Annotated in this window: 14 protein-coding genes and 1 pseudogene; 8 read left to right on the forward strand and 7 right to left on the reverse strand. The window is 40.0% G+C overall.

The genetic code is table 11. The features are described from left to right. From FTV03_RS15000 to FTV03_RS15015, 4 genes and pseudogenes are all read left to right on the forward strand, one after another. Window positions 1-109 (forward strand): annotated as a pseudogene (locus tag FTV03_RS15000) (IS701 family transposase); the annotation flags it as partial. A 390-nt stretch (window positions 110-499) separates the two neighbouring features. Beyond that, a complete protein-coding gene (locus FTV03_RS15005; protein WP_180042031.1) occupies window positions 500-1,822 on the forward strand; it encodes an NCS2 family permease in 1,323 nt (440 codons plus the stop codon). A gap of 66 nt (window positions 1,823-1,888) precedes the next feature. Beyond that, entirely contained in the window at window positions 1,889-2,890 is a 1,002-nt protein-coding gene (locus FTV03_RS15010; protein ID WP_180042033.1) for an adenosine deaminase, read from the forward strand. A 56-nt stretch (window positions 2,891-2,946) separates the two neighbouring features. Next, window positions 2,947-3,321 (forward strand): hypothetical protein, encoded by a 375-nt coding sequence (locus FTV03_RS15015; protein ID WP_180027218.1) that lies wholly within the window; start codon window positions 2,947-2,949, stop codon window positions 3,319-3,321. 52 nt (window positions 3,322-3,373) lie between these two features. Here the strand turns inward: FTV03_RS15015 and FTV03_RS15020 are convergent, their stop codons facing one another. Then, the gene (locus FTV03_RS15020) at window positions 3,374-3,931 is read right to left on the reverse strand and encodes a cytochrome b (protein ID WP_180042035.1); all 558 of its coding nucleotides are present in this window, start codon (window positions 3,929-3,931) and stop codon (window positions 3,374-3,376) included. A 212-nt stretch (window positions 3,932-4,143) separates the two neighbouring features. Between FTV03_RS15020 and FTV03_RS15025 the strand changes: the two genes are divergently transcribed. Further along, window positions 4,144-4,530, forward strand: a complete 387-nt coding sequence (locus FTV03_RS15025; protein WP_180042037.1) for a hypothetical protein — start codon at window positions 4,144-4,146, stop codon at window positions 4,528-4,530. A 48-nt stretch (window positions 4,531-4,578) separates the two neighbouring features. Then, a complete protein-coding gene (gene rnhB, locus FTV03_RS15030) occupies window positions 4,579-5,148 on the forward strand; it encodes a ribonuclease HII (RefSeq protein WP_180042039.1) in 570 nt (189 codons plus the stop codon). Between the two features lie 92 nt (window positions 5,149-5,240). On the opposite strand, the gene csrA is transcribed toward rnhB, so the two are convergent. From csrA to FTV03_RS15050, 4 genes are all read right to left on the reverse strand, one after another. Beyond that, window positions 5,241-5,495, reverse strand: a complete 255-nt coding sequence (gene csrA, locus FTV03_RS15035) for a carbon storage regulator CsrA (protein WP_078189080.1) — start codon at window positions 5,493-5,495, stop codon at window positions 5,241-5,243. 249 nt (window positions 5,496-5,744) lie between these two features. Next, window positions 5,745-7,025, reverse strand: coding sequence for an aspartate kinase (locus tag FTV03_RS15040; protein ID WP_078189079.1), 1,281 nt, complete (start codon window positions 7,023-7,025; stop codon window positions 5,745-5,747). A gap of 346 nt (window positions 7,026-7,371) precedes the next feature. Further along, window positions 7,372-10,065: an alanine--tRNA ligase gene (alaS, locus tag FTV03_RS15045; RefSeq protein ID WP_180042040.1), complete on the reverse strand. Its 2,694-nt coding sequence runs from the start codon at window positions 10,063-10,065 to the stop codon at window positions 7,372-7,374. A 314-nt stretch (window positions 10,066-10,379) separates the two neighbouring features. Then, complete coding sequence (locus FTV03_RS15050; protein WP_180009413.1) at window positions 10,380-11,195, reverse strand: hypothetical protein; 816 nt, start codon at window positions 11,193-11,195, stop codon at window positions 10,380-10,382. A gap of 175 nt (window positions 11,196-11,370) precedes the next feature. Between FTV03_RS15050 and FTV03_RS15055 the strand changes: the two genes are divergently transcribed. Together FTV03_RS15055 and FTV03_RS15060 are read left to right on the forward strand one after the other, a co-directional pair. After that, window positions 11,371-12,399, forward strand: a complete 1,029-nt coding sequence (locus FTV03_RS15055; RefSeq protein WP_180042042.1) for a type I glyceraldehyde-3-phosphate dehydrogenase — start codon at window positions 11,371-11,373, stop codon at window positions 12,397-12,399. Window positions 12,400-12,599: 200 nt separating this feature from the next. Continuing rightward, window positions 12,600-12,902: a hypothetical protein gene (locus tag FTV03_RS15060; protein WP_180004122.1), complete on the forward strand. Its 303-nt coding sequence runs from the start codon at window positions 12,600-12,602 to the stop codon at window positions 12,900-12,902. Window positions 12,903-13,060: 158 nt separating this feature from the next. Here FTV03_RS15060 and FTV03_RS15065 read toward each other — a convergent pair whose 3' ends face one another. Together FTV03_RS15065 and FTV03_RS15070 are read right to left on the reverse strand one after the other, a co-directional pair. Next, entirely contained in the window at window positions 13,061-13,360 is a 300-nt protein-coding gene (locus tag FTV03_RS15065; RefSeq protein WP_180042044.1) for an AzlD family protein, read from the reverse strand. Then, entirely contained in the window at window positions 13,357-14,103 is a 747-nt protein-coding gene (locus tag FTV03_RS15070) for an AzlC family ABC transporter permease (RefSeq protein ID WP_180042046.1), read from the reverse strand. The genes FTV03_RS15065 and FTV03_RS15070 overlap by 4 nt, the downstream gene beginning before the upstream one ends. Window positions 14,104-14,275: the final 172 nt, after the last annotated feature.

Consider the following 14,275-nt stretch of genomic DNA (forward strand, 5'->3'; position numbering starts at 1 on the left):
AAATATATATCGTTGGCAGAAGAAATTATTTAGACCAATTATCAAAAACTTCATTGATGACTTTATTCTCGATAAAAATCATCTGCTACCACAGAGAATCTATAAATGATAGTGCGTAAGTCCTATAATAATTTGAAACTTTATAAAGAAAACAATGTCTTAAATTTACTAAATTGAAAAGCGATGAAAATTTGGAAACATTAAAAAATCAATGTGTTATAATTTGCCGAAATTAATTTGATCAGTATTTATTGATATTAAATACGAATTAAATGACATAAATAGAGGAGCTGCATAGGTTTATGCAGCTTTTTTGTTTGCAAATTTCAACATTTGTACTGTGTTGTATGCTGTTGAAAATAGGATTTTTTAAAGCCTACAATCTGCCGAATTGGCATATTCGTTGCTTAGGCATACACAAAATTAATGATGAATACATCACATGATTAATTTTGTGGAATGCTTATATGCATAAAGTTTACTTCATAGGGGCTAGGTCATGACGACTCCTAATCCATCTTCCGAGAACATGCTTGAACGTCTGTTTAAACTGAGCGAAAACAAAACCAGTTTCAAAACAGAAGTCATTGCAGGTGTAACTACTTTCTTGACAATGTGTTACATCATTATTGTCAATCCAATGATTTTGTCCGAAACGGGTATGGATCATGGCGCTGTTTTTGTCGCAACTTGTCTAGCAGCAGCCATTGGCTGTTTGGTGATGGGGCTTGTTGCTAACTATCCAATTGCCTTAGCACCCGGTATGGGCTTAAACGCTTACTTTACCTATTCTGTATGTTTGGGTATGGGCGTGGAATGGCAAACTGCTTTAGCAGCTGTTTTTGTCTCTGGCCTTGTTTTTATCGCTATCAGCATGTTCAAAATCCGTGAAGCGATTGTCAATGCGATTCCAATGTCGCTTAAACTGGCGATCGGCGGCGGTATTGGTTTATTCCTTGCACTGGTTTCTTTGAAAAATGCCGGCATTATTGTTGATAACCCTGCAACACTGGTCAGTCTGGGTGATTTAAAACAGCCGTCTGTCTTGTTGGCTTTACTTGGCTTCTTGATGGTTGTGGTTATGCATCACTTCAAAGTACGTGGTGCAATCATCATCAGTATTTTGGTGATTACTGCAATTTCAACCCTACTGGGCTTCAACGAATTTAAAGGTGTTGTAGGTGCTATTCCTTCAATCGCTCCAACATTCATGCAAATGAACTTCGAAGGTCTATTCACAGCAAGTTTGATTGGCGTAATCTTTGTATTCTTCTTGGTTGATTTATTTGACTCTACAGGTACATTGGTCGGTGTATCACACCGTGCAGGCTTATTAAAAGACGGTAAATTACCACGTTTGAAGAAAGCATTATTTGCTGACTCATCTGCAATTGTTGCGGGTGCGGCATTGGGTACGTCTTCGACTACGCCTTATATTGAATCATCAGCAGGTGTTGCTGCCGGTGGTCGTACAGGTTTAACTGCAGTTGTAGTTGCTGTATTGTTTATTTTGGCATTGTTCTTAGCACCACTTGCTCAGTCTGTACCAGGTTTTGCAACTGCGCCAGCATTATTGTTTGTTGGTGTGTTGATGATTCAAGGTATCGTTCATATTGAGTGGGATGATATTACTGAAGCAGTCCCTGCATTCTTAACAATTGTATTTATGCCGTTTACGTATTCAATTGCAGACGGTATTGCAATGGGCTTCATTAGCTATGCATTGGTTAAATTGCTGACAGGTAAAGCGAAAATTGTACCATATATGGTCTGGATTATTGCTGTACTTTGGGCATTAAAATTTGCTGCATTTGGCGGTTAATACTGTCAAATAGCGAAAGGGTGTAAACTCAGTTTGCACCCTTTTTTATTTTTATGAGGATAAGAGATGGATCAACTTGAGCTGATTCGCGCTTTGCCAAAAGCAGAGCTACATGTGCATATTGAAGGGACATTTGAGCCTGAACTCATGTTTGCAATTGCCCAACGCAACAATATTGCAATCCCTTATCAATCAGTCGAAGAATTAAAAGAAGCGTATAACTTTCATAATTTACAGTCTTTTTTAGACATTTATTATGCAGGTGCAAATGTACTGATTCATGAGCAAGATTTTTATGAGTTAGCATGGGCATACTTTGAAAAATGTGCAGAAGATCATGTGGTTCATACCGAAATGTTCTTCGACCCACAAACTCATACAGACCGTGGGGTTGCTTTTGAAACTGTCTTGAATGGCTTACAATGCGCTTGTGATGATGCCAAAGCAAAACTGGGCATTAGCTCACATCTGATTATGTGCTTTTTGCGTCATTTATCTGAAGACGCAGCATTTGCAACATTAGAACAAGCTTTACCATATAAAGATCAAATTATTGGTGTCGGTTTAGATTCGAGTGAAGTGGGTCATCCACCATCAAAATTCGAACGTGTTTTTGCTAAAGCACGTGAAGCAGGTTTTCTTATCGTTGCGCATGCAGGGGAAGAAGGTCCAGCAGAATACGTATGGGAAGCCTTGGATTTGCTGAAAGTAAATCGTGTTGACCATGGTGTACGTTCAGAAGAAGATCCTGCTTTGATGCAACGTTTAATTGCAGAAAAAATGCCATTAACCGTTTGCCCGCTAAGCAATTTAAAGCTCTGTGTGGTCAATAATATGGCTGAGCATAATATTCGCCGTCTATTGCAACAAGGTGTGCATGTGACCGTCAATTCAGATGATCCATCGTACTTTGGTGGTTATATGAATGATAACTTCATTGCGATCACCAAAGCACTTGATTTAAGCAATGCAGAGTTAAAGCAACTGGCAATCAACTCTTTTGAAGCATCATTTATTTCAGATGCTGAAAAACAAGCTTGGATTAAAAAGATTGAAGCGTTGAATTAATAATCAGCGTATAATCTCAGGCAGTGAATATTCACTGCCTTTTTTATGTTTAAATCATGCTTTTATCTCATTCAAATCGCTCTATATTTGCCTCATCGATTACATTTTTAGCCGCAGTATTGATTTCATCCGCTGCTAGTGCAGATAAATCAAGTTTAAGTCAGCGTATGCTAAAGCCTGTGATTGAATATCAATGCTCGCAAGAATTAAATACTTCTAAAATTTGGAAAGGTGCTGCGTTGTTTATGAGTGCTCAACAGAAAAAAGACAATCAAGCTGCGATTTGTCAGTGCGTGAGTGAGCATGCTATGGATGATATCGGTGCGAAAGATCTGATGACTGCTGCAGTGAATGAAACTGAAAAGAATAAACTGATTTCTAAAGCGGTTTTAAATAGTATGCGCGGTTGTGCTCAGCAAGTACTGAATTAAAAGATAATGCTTAAAATAAAAGCCACATGATGTGGCTTTTATTTTGTCTTTATTAGGGTTTTGGTTGTCGTGTCATACTTTTGAGCACATGGTCTTTATCAATAAAATGATGTTTCAACGCTGCCAAAATATGACCCACTAAGAGCAAGCCTGCTGCCCAAGAAATCCAAATATGTAGCGGTTTCACGATGGCTAATAATTCAGGATTATCTTGTACCAAGCGTGGTATTTCAAACAAATACAAGACAGGGGCGGGGTGACCTGCGCTCCAACTAAATAAGCAACCTGTAATCGGTAAAGCTAGTAGTACAAAATACAGTGCTAAATGACCCAAATGTGCCAAGGTTTTCATGCCGGATGACATGCTGTCAGGTAAATCTGGAGCGGGGTGGGTATAGCGCCAAAAGATTCGTATCACCACCAAAAAAATAATCGTAGTCGCAATATTTTTATGGAGGGTAATGACTTGTCCTTTAAAGCTGCCATCGACGTCATAACTGAGAAAATTGCCACTATAAAAGCCAATTAACCATGCCACGATGAATATGATCGCCATCAGCCAATGTAAGACCTGAGCAGTTCGAGTGTAGTATTGTGTGTTATTGCTCATGTTGATTATTTAAGCGTCCAATCTTATGCAGATTCTAATACAGACCACAAAAATATGCGTCGTTTAAAATCGGGACACTGTGTTGTGAATATGCAACACAGGCTTTGATGATTAACTACACAGTTACCGAATTTATTTTAAATAGTCATATCCGATGAAGTGTGATTTGGGGCACAATATGCGCGTTGATGAACATAACAAAGGAAATATTCGTGAAAAAATTAGTTGCTGTTCTAGCGCCTTTAGCGCTTGTTCTTTCTGCATGTGCTGCGACTGGAACAACAGGTACAAGTTCTACAGGTACAACTTCAGCAAACAGCTTGGCAATGATGGCGGTTAAAGTGGGTGTTCAAGCGAAATGCGTAACTGAGCTAAATAACAACAGCTATTGGAAAACAGGTTCAAAATTATTAACAGAAACTCAAAAATCTGAACTACAAACTGAAGTGTGTTCATGTGTAGGCGAGAAAGCGACAACTAGCGTGACTGCAACAGATTTGGTTGTAGCAGCAATGGATAAAACTTCACAAGCAAATCTTACAGCTAAAATCGTGACAAATACTTTAAATGCTTGCGTGATCGAAACATTTAAAAACTAAGATTTAGAACATTATTAAGGGTCGTATTTTATTTTGAGTGAGAGATATATGAAAATTGCTGGTGCAGATGAAGCGGGTCGCGGTCCATTGGTGGGTTCGGTTGTTGCGGCAGCTGTCATTTTAGATCCCAATAACCCGATTGAGGGTTTAAACGATTCTAAAAAACTCACTGAAAAAAAACGTGAAAAGTTATTTATTGAGATTCAAGAAAAAGCCTTGGCTTGGGCGATTGCTGAAAGTTCTGCACAAGAAATTGATGAGATCAATATCTTACAGGCATCATTACTTGCGATGCGTCGTGCAGTGGAAAAACTCAATGTACAGCCAGAACACGTGTTGGTAGATGGTAATAAAGTCCCAACCGGTTTAGCAATGAGCTGTGATGCTATCGTGGGTGGTGATGCGATTCATCCGGAGATTTCGGCTGCGAGTATTTTGGCCAAAGTGACTCGAGACCACGAAATGGTTGAGCTGGATGCAAAATATCCACAGTACGGTTTTGCAAAACACAAGGGCTATCCAACCAAAGCACACTTCGAAGCAATTGCGCAGCATGGGGTGATTGATGAACATCGTCGCAGTTTTGGCCCAGTGCGTAAAGTTCTAGAAGGGCAGTAATAAAGCTCAGTTGAACGTCTATAGTAAAAGCATGTTCTAGATAAATTTAAAGCGGCCTAACGAGCCGCTTTATCATTTAAACAACTTGAATCTTAGCGATTATAGTTGTTTTGGGAATAATCAGTTTCTTCAAAAGATGGCTGATATTCTTGATCAATGTTTTGGAGATGTTCGTGCATTGCGCGTTCATGTTGAATTCGTTGGTAAATTTCTTCACGATGAACAGATACTTCTTTTGGAGCATTCACGCCAATGCGAACCTGATTACCTTTAACACCAAGTACAGTCACGCTAACTTGGTCTCCAATCATTAATGTTTCTCCGACACGACGAGTCAGAATCAGCATGTTTCTCTCCTTGCAAAATGCAAAACCTGCAAATGATCTGTTATGTAAAATTCATAACTTGTAAAAGCAAAAAAATTTAGCAGCGCATCTGAAACAATCATTGTGACAGTCGCAAACTGAGTAAATTTTAAAATCCTCAGGTTTAATATAACAGAGCCACTATAAAAAAAACTATAGTGGCTCTGAATTTTTACGATGTTTTTCAAAATCTGTCTAACAATGACAAATTTTGACACACAGCAGGGTTAATTAAGCACGTGCGCTTGATTCACCTGTTTCACGGTCTAGACCGAATGCAGTGTGTAGAGCACGTACAGCAAGCTCTAAGTATTTCTCATCGATAATCACTGAAATTTTGATTTCAGAAGTCGAGATCATCAAAATGTTAATGCCTTCTTTTGCAAGAGCAGTAAACATTTTGCTTGCAACACCTGCGTGTGAACGCATACCAACACCAACAATCGATACTTTTACGATGTCTGCGCGAGTTGCAACTTCACGTGCACCAATTTCTTGAGCAGTTGCTTCAAGAATAGCTTTCGCTTTTGGTAATTCACCACGGTTTACGGTAAATGTGAAATCAGTTGTACCGTCTTCTTCAACGTTTTGGATAATCATATCCACTTCAACATTGGCATCACCAATTGGTGAAAGGATGTTTGAAGCGATACCCGGTTTATCCGGTACACCAAGAATAGTTAATTTAGCTTCATCACGGTTGAACGCGATACCTGAGATGATTGGTTGTTCCATGTTGTCTTCCGCTTCAGTGGTGATTAGTGTCCCGACGTTTTGTTTAAAGTTTTCGTCGAATGCGCCATCATCGTCATTATCAAAACTTGATAATACGCGTAAAGGCACTTGGTATTTACCGGCAAATTCTACAGAGCGAATTTGAAGGACTTTAGAACCAAGTGATGCCATTTCAAGCATTTCTTCAAAAGAAATACGATCAACTTTTTTCGCTTTTGGAGCGACACGAGGGTCAGTGGTGTAAACACCATCAACGTCTGTGTAAATCTGACATTCGTCAGCTTTAAGTGCAGCAGCCAATGCAACACCCGAAGTGTCAGAACCACCACGACCTAAAGTCGTTGTGTTACCTTCGGCATCAAAGCCTTGGAAACCTGCCACAACAATGACACGTCCAGCGTCAAGGTTTGAAGTCAATACATCCGTATCAATCGCTTCAATACGCGCCTTGGTAAATGCGCTGTCGGTTTTAATACCAACTTGACGACCTGTAAGTGATTTAGCTTCAACACCAATAGAGTTAAGTGCCATTGCTAACATAGAAATCGTTACCTGTTCACCCGTAGACACCATTTGGTCTAATTCGCGTGGATCAGGTGTTTCGGTAATGGCTTTCGCTAAAGCAAGTAGACGATTGGTTTCGCCACTCATTGCAGATACAACAACCACAACTTTGTGACCGTGATCATGCCAACGCTTTACACGACGAGCAACATTTAAAATGCGCTCTGGAGTACCCATTGAGGTACCGCCATATTTTTGAACGATTAATGCCATAACTATCCTTACCAAGTAAATAAGTCTAAAGACTTAAAGCACTTACACATATTTTAAGACCGCACTTCAGCGCGATTTTAATATACCACGTAGCTCATGAACTCCAAGGTAGGAGGAGTTCAAATAGATACTTTGTGTCTGCAGGGGATTCACATGAACCCAGCCTTTTAGACTCCATTTTCATCATTTAGCCAGAGGTTGAATATTGGTTTCAACATGATGATTGAGTTTGCGTTTTCACGCATCAACAGGGTTTAAGCAGGATCCAGCATTAAAAAACACACTACTTAAACCTGTTGATTTGCTCAAAGGAGGTGAGTCACTTTGAGCTATAGGACTTTTGGTCTTATTTTGCAGCTAACCATGCAACGAGGTCAGTCATTACTGCTTCAAGTTTGTCGCTATAAGGCGCACCACCTTGAGCCATATCAGGTTTACCACCACCTTTACCACCAAGCTCTTGACCAAGGTGTTTGATGATGTCACCTGCTTTTACAGCAGCAGTGTATTCTTTAGCAACCGAAGCAATCAGGCTCACTTTGTCGGCATCAACCGCCGCGATCACGATCACAGCATTGTCTAATTTAGATTTCACACCGTCGTGCAAGTTGCGAAGTGATTTCGCATCTACACCTTGAACCGTGGTGATTAATGTTTTGCGGCCAGCAATCTCTTGAACTTGACTCAATAACTCAGCGGCTTGGAAGCTCGCTAGTTTTTGGTTTAATTGTTCAATTTGCTTTTGCAAGCTAGATGCTGTGTGAGATAAAGCTTCAACTTTTTCTAAAGTTTGATCTTTTTGCGCTTTCAGCAAGTCGTTAATTGCATGAATGTCACGATCAGCTTTTTGCGCAGCTTCAACTGCCTTAGTACCAGTAACGGCTTCAATACGACGTACGCCTGCAGCAACACCGCCTTCAGATGTGATCTTGAATAGGCCGATGTCGCCTGTGCGTTTTACGTGAATACCACCACAAAGCTCGATAGAGAAATTTTTCTCATCTTTGGTTGTACCCATTGAAAGTACACGTACTTCGTCACCGTATTTCTCACCGAACAACATCATTGCGCCTTTTTCTTTAGCCGCATCGATGTCTAAAAGTTCAGTTGAAACAGCAGTATTGGCAATCACTTCGGCATTGACAATGCGTTCAATTTCTTGAAGCTGTTCAAATGAAACAGGCTGATCATTGGAAAAGTCAAAACGAAGCAATTCGCTTGCAACCAATGAACCTTTTTGCTGTACGTGCGTACCTAAAACTTGGCGAAGTGCTGCATGTAATAGGTGAGTTGCAGAGTGGTTGCGTGAAGTTGCTTCACGGATATCCGCTTTAACAATAGCCTCAACTGCTTGAGCTGCTTTTAAGTTACCCATGGTCACGATGCCTTGGTGTACAAAAGCGCCGCCTGATTTTTTGGTGTCTTGAACTTCAAAAATACCAGTTTCGTTTTTGAAGATACCTGTATCGCCAACTTGACCGCCACTTTCTGCATAGAAAGGTGTTTGGTTGAGAACGATCAGCGCTTCGTCACCTTCAAAAACTTCATCAACTTGTTCGCCGTCTTTGTAGATTGCAACAATTTGACCTTGGCCTTGAGTTGCGTCATAGCCGTCAAATTGAGTCTCGCCTTCAACTTTCACAATTGAGTTGTAGTCGACAGCAAATTTACCAGCATCACGTGCACGTTGACGTTGAGCCGCCATTTCGACTTCGAAACCAGCTTCGTCAATGGTTAAATCACGTTCACGTGCAATGTCTGCTGTTAAGTCAGTCGGGAAGCCGTAAGTATCGTAAAGTTTAAATACAGTTTCGCCTGGAATCACTGAACCTTTAAGTTGAGCTAATTCGCCTTCAAGCAATTTCAAACCTTGCTCTAAAGTTTTTGCGAATTGTTCTTCTTCTTTCAAAAGCTGAGCTTCGATACGTGCTTGCTGTGCAGCAAGCTCAGGATAAGCAGCGCCCATCACGTTGATGAGTGGTTGCAACATTTTATGGAAGAATGAACCTGTTGCACCCAATTTGTTACCATGACGTACTGCACGACGGATAATACGGCGAAGTACATAGCCACGGCCTTCGTTAGACGGGTTAACACCGTCTGCAATCAAGAAGCAGCAAGAACGTGCATGGTCAGCCACAACTTTAAGTGAAGCAGGGTATTCAACTGGTTTGTTTTCTGCTTGTGCTTTTGCTTCAAGTTCAGTGGTATCTAAACCAATGATTTCAGCAGCAGCTTTAAGTAGGTTTTGGAATAGGTCAATTTCGTAGTTTGAGTTTACATGCTGTAAAACTGCAGAAATACGCTCAAGGCCCATACCTGTATCTACAGAAGGTGCAGGAAGGGCATGCAGAACACCATCAGCAGTACGGTTGAACTGCATGAATACGTTGTTCCAAATTTCGATGAAACGATCGCCATCTTCTTCAGGAGTGCCCGGTAAGCCGCCCCAAATGTGGTCACCATGGTCAAAGAAGATTTCAGAACATGGACCGCAAGGACCTGTATCGCCCATTGCCCAGAAGTTATCTGAAGCGTATTTTTCGCCTTTGTTGTCACCGATACGGATAATGCGTGAAGCGTCTAGACCAATTTCTTTGTTCCAGATATCAAATGCTTCGTCATCTGTATGGTAAACAGTGGCATAAAGTTTATCTTTTGGCAGACCTAACCATTTTTCGTTGGTTAAGAAATCCCAAGCAAATGTGATGGCATCACGTTTGAAGTAGTCACCAAATGAGAAGTTACCCAACATTTCAAAGAACGTGTGGTGACGTGCTGTATAACCAACGTTGTCTAAGTCGTTGTGTTTACCGCCGGCACGGACACATTTTTGTGAAGAAGTTGCACGAACGTAGTCACGTTTTTCAAGACCAAGGAAGCAGTCTTTAAACTGGTTCATACCAGCATTTGTGAACAATAGTGTTGGGTCGTTGGCAGGTACCAGAGAACTCGACGCGACACGTGTATGCCCTTGCGATTCAAAGTAGCTTAAAAAAGCTTCGCGAATTTCAGCTGATGTCATAAAACGAGTACTCACAACCAAGTCTCTCCTAATTTCGATTTGGTAATAGCATATCAAGCAAGTCTTACAAAATTTTAAAGCTGGCTTGAGATGCTGACATAAAATTTAAAAACGCTAAATTATAACGGAAAAAGGTGTAGCGACCAATGATTTTCAATGAACTATATGACTTTTTATATAATTCATTTGAATTGATTCATTTTCATTATGGTTGTGAAAATTTTGGCAGTTTTTACTCAATGGTACTTTGGTTTATTTATAAATTTAAGATGAAATTTTACTTAAATCCTAAACGCATTTTCAAATTTTAAAGGCGTGAATTAATCAGCTTATAAGTCAGGATCTGTCTTTTTTATGTGTTGAATGGGGTATTCCTTGCCATTAAATTTGAGCTGATAACGACCTTGGTCATGTTCAGCGGACGCTTTGCAGTTTTTGTGATTGTAATGGCTGCTAATGCTCGACTCTTTGATTAAGAAAATAGGGAAGCCCTTATGGGTTTGATTGCTGATGTGTAAGGTGCGCTTCAATTCTTCAGTATTCCAGTCATCACAAGCACTTTGTGTACTGCTGTTGTAGTTGGTCATTAGTCCATTTAAGACAGCTAAAATTTTTGAATCAGTTTGAATGGCATAAAGGTAAAGCAATCGTCTTGATGAATGAATACCGCCTATGTGCGATTGTTTTAAAGCAATACCCACCAAGTCCTGATCTTTTGCATAGGGAGTGAGATCAAATTGAACATTATCTAAACGTGTCGTAGGCACAATGCCTTTAGGTGACTTAAATACTTTTAGTACTTGAAATGTGCCTTTATCTATAAGATAAAGCTTTAGATCATAATTGCCCGCATTGTCCTGAATCACGTCAGTCGCATTACTAGAAAGGGCTAATAATCGACGACTATGCTGAAGTTGAATGCAGTCCTGAAATACAGGTTCATTGGCATTGGAGGAATTATCGTCTGAGAATAGGCGTTGTAATTTTTGTATCTCCGCTGATGAACAGTGTTGATATATTTGCGCTGTAGTCTCGGTTGAACCTAATAAAAATATCAAAAATATTGAGATGGAAGCGTAAAAGAGCTTTGTAGGTTTAAGCTTTTGCCAGAACAAATAAAATGGTTGTAGTGTTTGCTTCATCATTGTGATTTATAGTCTATAGAATATTTTTCTTCATTATAAAGTCGAAAAGCTATTTTGAATATTTTCACTCAACACCCATTTTAATAAGTATTAAGAGAATTAATGATTACGAATTATTGTTGAAATCCTTTAATATATAAGCGCTTTATAACTGTTTCAAAATGAAGGGTAAGTCATGCAGCGAGTGGCAATTAATGGATTTGGTCGAATCGGACGCAATGTATTACGCGCTTGGTTTGAAAATCCAAAAGAATTTCATTATGAAATTGTTGCCATAAATGATGTCGCTGATGTGGAAACCATGGTGCATTTGTTTAAATATGACACCACGCATGGTCGTTTTGCAGGCCAAGTCGAAATTCTTGAACAAGATGGCGCTATTTTTCTAGATATCTCTTGTGCTCAAGCGCATCTCAAAGTGCAAGTTTTAAATGAAGCACAGCCGAGTCTTTTGCCTTGGCAGCAACTGAATGTCGATGTGGTACTCGAATGTACAGGTTTATTTAGATCGCGAGAGGCAGCCACACAGCATATTGGTGCAGGTGCCAAACGTGTGATTATTGGTGCTGCGCCGTTTGACAGTGTTGATGCTGCGATTGTGTATGGTGTTAATCATCATGAAGTCAAAGCGACGGATCAAATTATTTCGAGTGTGTCGTGTACCACGCAGGCTTTGGTGCCTTTAGTCAAAATTATTGATGATGCCTTTGGTATAGACACAGCACTCATGACAGAAATTCATGCTGTGACTGCGGATCAGTCTGTATTGGATCATGCACATCGTGACTTACGTCGTGCGCGAGCTTCAGGTCAAAATATTATTCCAACAACCTCTTCAGCTCTGGGTGCGTTGAAACGGGTCATGCCGAAAATGGAAGATCGAATCGATGGCTATTCGATTCGTGTGCCGACTATCAATGTTGCTGCAATCGATTTAAGTTTTGTGTCTCAATCAGTTATCACCAAGCATGAGTTAAATGCAGTGTTAAGCAAAGCTGCACGTTTTGATTATCATGAAATTATGTCAGTAACCGATGAGCCCTTGGTCTCAAGTGATTTTAATCATTCACCTTATTCATTGATTGTCGATTTGAATCAAACCATGGTGGTAGGAAAGCAAGCAAAAGTTTTCGCATGGTATGACAATGAATGGGGCTATGCGAACCGCTTGCTCGATTTATGTGAAAGTTTTCACTCTTTATAAAAATTCAAACTTATCCAATATAGAAAACATCTACTAGCTTGTAGGTGTTTTTTTATTTTCTAAAATTAGATGAAAAATCATGCGTAATCTCGTTGATGTATCTCGAAAATATTGAAAAACTTTAAAAAATATTCAAGCACAGCCGATTTATTGTTTAAGATGAAAGTCAAAGAAATATATAAAGAGTATTGAGCATGATGTTGATGTTACTTTGGGGATTTATTTTATTATTGGCGCTGGCGGTTATTTTTTTAATTTGGCTACAGTTTAATCGTGACGTATCGCAATCTACCGCGCATGAAACCTTGCCACTCGAGGAAAAAGTGGTGCATCTTGAAGCCAACCTAAAAAAGACCTTGGAAATTATGCAAGACCTTGCAAAGAAAATGCATATCCAGCAAGAAGTTCTAGATCAAACCGCTCATAAATTACAGCAAGTAGAATTGCAAAATGCAGAGTTGGTGAACCTTTTGGCAAAAGTGGTCAAGACAGATCAAAGCTAATCGAAAAATACACAAAGCTGCCCATACCTCGATATTTGCTGAATGCATGTGATCTCAAGGTATGGGTATTTTTTTATCCAATATAATGATTCCAAATATTCATCATCATTGGGTTCAAATCGTAGTTCACGCGTTCTTCAACACATGATCGTATGGGACTAAATCAAAATTTGTCTTAACACGGCTGCTGAAAGCATGCTAATCACAACGGTAGGCAATAATGAAAAACGTGATGCTGCAAATAGCGTAATGGCCATCGCGATCAGATCGGCAGGATTATCTTTGACAAAATAAGGCGCGATCACTGAGATCAACACGCAGCCGGGAACAACTTCCATAATTTGACATTGTTTGTTGGTGAGGCTACGGTTTTTCAGTAACACATAACCCAAGATACGGGTCAGGTAAGTGGTTAAGGCAATAAATAAGATGGCGATCAAGGTGCTAGTGTGAATCATGCATCATCTCCGATCAGGAAAAATGCAGAAGCAATACCAGTAACAGCGCCAATCGGAACATACCAGCCCGCAGGGAGATACAAATACGCCAGAGATGCGGAAATCAAACTGACCAGCCATGGACGTGCCGCTTTAAAGCCTTTCCACATGCCACGCAGTAAAACAAGAAATACAGCAGGGAAGGCCATGTCAAAACCAAGTCGACTAATATCGCCAAGAATTGGTCCAATCATTGCCCCTAACGTGGTAAAGCCAACCCACATCAAATACAGAGCACAGCATAAGCCTGCATAGAACATCAAACTAAAGGCGCGCTGAATTCCCAAGGTTTTGGATTTGTTTTGCGCATCGGCCAAACCTACGGCCCAACTTTCATCGCACATAAAAAATAAAGCGGTATAAACCGTGCGATTCGGGAGATGTCGTAAATACGGGACAAGGCTCGCCCCCATTAATAGGTGCCGACTATTCACTAAAAACGTAATAAACATCAGCATGATGATATTAGGGGGATTGGTCCAAACTTCTAAAATGACAAATTCAGAACCACCAGCAAAGTTAAGACCAGTTAAAAGCGGAACTTCTAAACTAGAAAAGCCTTTATGTGTTGCCTGAGCACCCAGAACTAATGCAAAAGGAATAATGCCCAGCAGCATTGGAATAGATGTTTTTAGACCTCGTTTAAACTCAATAGAATGCTCTGAATGGGTATGATTGAGTGTACTTTGTCTAAACATCAACATGACGTTTTCAATGAAGCGAGATCGAAAGCAATATTTTATGGATATCTGAGATACCGTCTTGGTAGTCAATCAGGTTTTGAGATTATTCGACCAATAAATAATCTCTTTGATAGGCAGTCTGATGTTTTAAAACGCCATAACACAGATGTATAAGCTTGCGCATTGCAGCACC

The organism is Acinetobacter sp. YH12218 (genome assembly GCF_013417925.1).
In the GTDB taxonomy this organism is placed as follows: domain Bacteria; phylum Pseudomonadota; class Gammaproteobacteria; order Pseudomonadales; family Moraxellaceae; genus Acinetobacter; species Acinetobacter amyesii.